Below are 2,759 nucleotides of genomic sequence, written 5' to 3' on the forward strand. Positions count from 1 at the left end.
TCGGAGTGGTGGGCATATTTCAGCCGTCGAGTACTAGATCTATTCTGCTTAGGGAGCATTCTTAGGGAGTACTCATAGGGAACACTTTTAGGATCGGGGATCTAGGTACTGTGGGATAGCCGTCTCAGCTGTCCACAGTTAGCCAGGATGCCTAGTCTGCAAAACATGGATTTAATAAAATCATTATTTCTTAGGGAAGGTCTTGATAAGTATTATCAATGTTGCAGAAGATTTGGATCCAATTGAGGTGCGTTAAACTTAAGGACATGGCTGGTGGGCTCAAGTTTCAGTATTTTGAGAGTGACCCTCAGCTTTTTGGGCGGCGCTCTTCTCTTTGCCGAACTTAAGGTTACGATTAATTGCTTCGGATTTTAATCTCTTGCCTGCTGAACCGCTCCCTTCATCTAATCAGTTAGAGCCTACCTTGGCCGATCGATTCAGGGTAGGCGCTAGCGCGGCAGAGGCAGCGGGGGCGGCAGAGGCAGCGGGGGCGATCGCCACCTCCGAGCTAGCCGCAGCCCCGCCCTGGCAGACGCTGTTTGAGTCTGCCCTCGATGCCATGCTGATTGTCAATGATAAGGGTGTCTGTGTTGAGGTCAATAGAGCGGGCTGTGCGCTGCTAGAGCTGCCTCGGCAGGCTTTAGTCGGGCGACGAATCGCCGACTTTCTGCTGCCCGGCACAGCTTTTGCAGGCCTTTGGCAGACTTTGATAGCTGTCGGGCAGCTGCGGAATGAGCTGCTGCTGCGGCTCGACAGTGGGGTCGCCAAAACGGTGGAGTTTGCCGCTACGGCCCACGTCTACCCCAATCATCACCTGTTTAGTTTGCGAGATATTGCCGAGCGCAGGCGCACAGAAACCGAACGCGACAACCTGTCTCGCCACCTAGAGCAGTGGATTATCAGCAACTCTGAAAAATTACAGCGAACTGAGGCTGCCCTGCGATCGCAGCAGCGGCGCACTGACAGCATTCTCAATTCTCTAGAGTGCGTCGTGTGGTCGGTACACCCCGAAACGTTGGAAACTATCTACGCCAATGCCACTGTCGAAACCCTCTACGGCTATTCTGCTGAGGCTTTTTTGACCGACGCCAACCTGTGGTTTAGCTGTATTCACCCCGAGGATAGACCCTTGCTGATGGCCGATATTGAGGCCCTCATGGAGGACGCCAAAATCGATCGCGAATATCGCATCTTTCGGGCCGATGGCGTTCAGCGCTGGGTGCGGGGGCAGGCCCGCCTAGTTCGTGACGATGCTGGTAAACCCATCCGAATCGACGGTACGACGACCGATATTAGCGATCGCAAACAGGTCGAACAGGCCTTAAAAGACCACCAGATCACCCAGCAAATTATTCTAGACGCCATTCCCGACCTGATGATGCGAGTCGATCGGGCTGGCCGTATTCTCAACCTCATTTCTGGCGGCGATATTACGCTCTATGGGCCGATTGCCCCCGACCAGCGTCAGACGATTTACCACTCATTTCCTCGCCACCTGGCTAACCAGCGCATGCGCTTCGTACAGCTTGCCCTCGATACCGGTACCCATCAGCGCTACGAGCACGCCATAGAAATCAACAACGAGCTGCGCTACGAAGAATCGCGGGTGGTGCCGATTAATGCTGACGAAGTATTGGTCATTGTGCGCGACATTACCGAGCGCAGGCAGGCCGAAGCCGCCCAGGCTGACCTGAACCAAAAGCTCAAATTGGTCAACGCCGAGCTAAACCGGTTGGCTACTGTAGACGGCCTGACTGAGATCGCCAACCGCCGCAGTTTTGACCAGGCGCTCGATTTAGAATGGCAGCGGGCTCGCCGCCAGCAGACGTTTCTGTCGCTAATTCTCTGCGACATCGATTACTTCAAACCCTACAACGACAACTACGGCCACCTCGCTGGTGACGACTGCCTGCGCCAGGTGGCTCAGGTTTTGAACACCGTAGTGCAGCGACCTGGTGACCTGGCCGCCCGCTACGGCGGTGAAGAATTTGTACTGCTGCTGCCCAATACAACCACCGATGGGGCTGTTGAGATCATCGAAAAAATCCAGGCGGCGATCGCCCAGTGTCAGCGACCCCACGCCTATTCCCAAGTAGCTGAGGTGATCACCCTCAGCTTTGGTGTCGTGTGCCACCGCCCCTCACTCAAAGAGCACTCTCCCCGCGAATTGGTTCACCAAACTGATTTAGCCCTCTACCAGGCCAAGGCTCAGGGCCGCAACGGCTATGTGGTAGGCGATCGCCTGAGCTAGCCCCAACCGCAGAGGCGATCGCCCTATTCCATCACCCTCCAAACGGCCTCTAGCTAGGTTGATGTTCACCGCGCTCTGGCTCACACTAGAGGTTGGCTTACCCCAACCTGTTATGACTCCTTTTGACCTGACCTCGGCCACCACCCCTGCTGCCCTGAGCGTGGGCGGCCTGGTTGACTACATTAAAGCCGTGCTTGAGGATGACCCCACCCTGCGCCAGGTTTGGGTCGTGGGGGATGTCTCTAGCGCCAACAACCACGCCAAGGGGCTGTTTTTTACCCTCACTGACCCCGATACCGGGGCTGCTATCAATGCCGTAGCCTGGCGCAGCCAGCAGGCTCGCCTGACCACCATACCTACATTGGGCGAACAGGTGATTGCCCTCGGCACAGTCAAGGTCTACCCCCAGCGCAGCAGCTATCAGCTCACGGTGTGGCAGGTACTGCCCAGCGGCGATGGGCTCAAAGCTCTGCGCTACCGCCAGCTGCGCCAGCGGCTGGCCGCCGAG

General features: G+C 56.4%; 2 protein-coding genes. Both read left to right on the forward strand.

Features of this window, described 5'->3' with window-relative positions; all coding sequences use genetic code 11:
- Window positions 1-424 precede the first annotated feature (424 nt).
- Complete coding sequence (locus IQ273_RS32265) at window positions 425-2,251, forward strand: diguanylate cyclase domain-containing protein (protein WP_194027165.1); 1,827 nt, start codon at window positions 425-427, stop codon at window positions 2,249-2,251.
- Between the two features lie 112 nt (window positions 2,252-2,363).
- A partial coding sequence (locus IQ273_RS32270) for an exodeoxyribonuclease VII large subunit (protein WP_194027166.1) occupies window positions 2,364-2,759 on the forward strand: 396 nt, incomplete at its 3' end.

This window comes from Nodosilinea sp. LEGE 07298, assembly GCF_015207265.1.
Taxonomy (GTDB): domain Bacteria; phylum Cyanobacteriota; class Cyanobacteriia; order Phormidesmidales; family Phormidesmidaceae; genus Nodosilinea.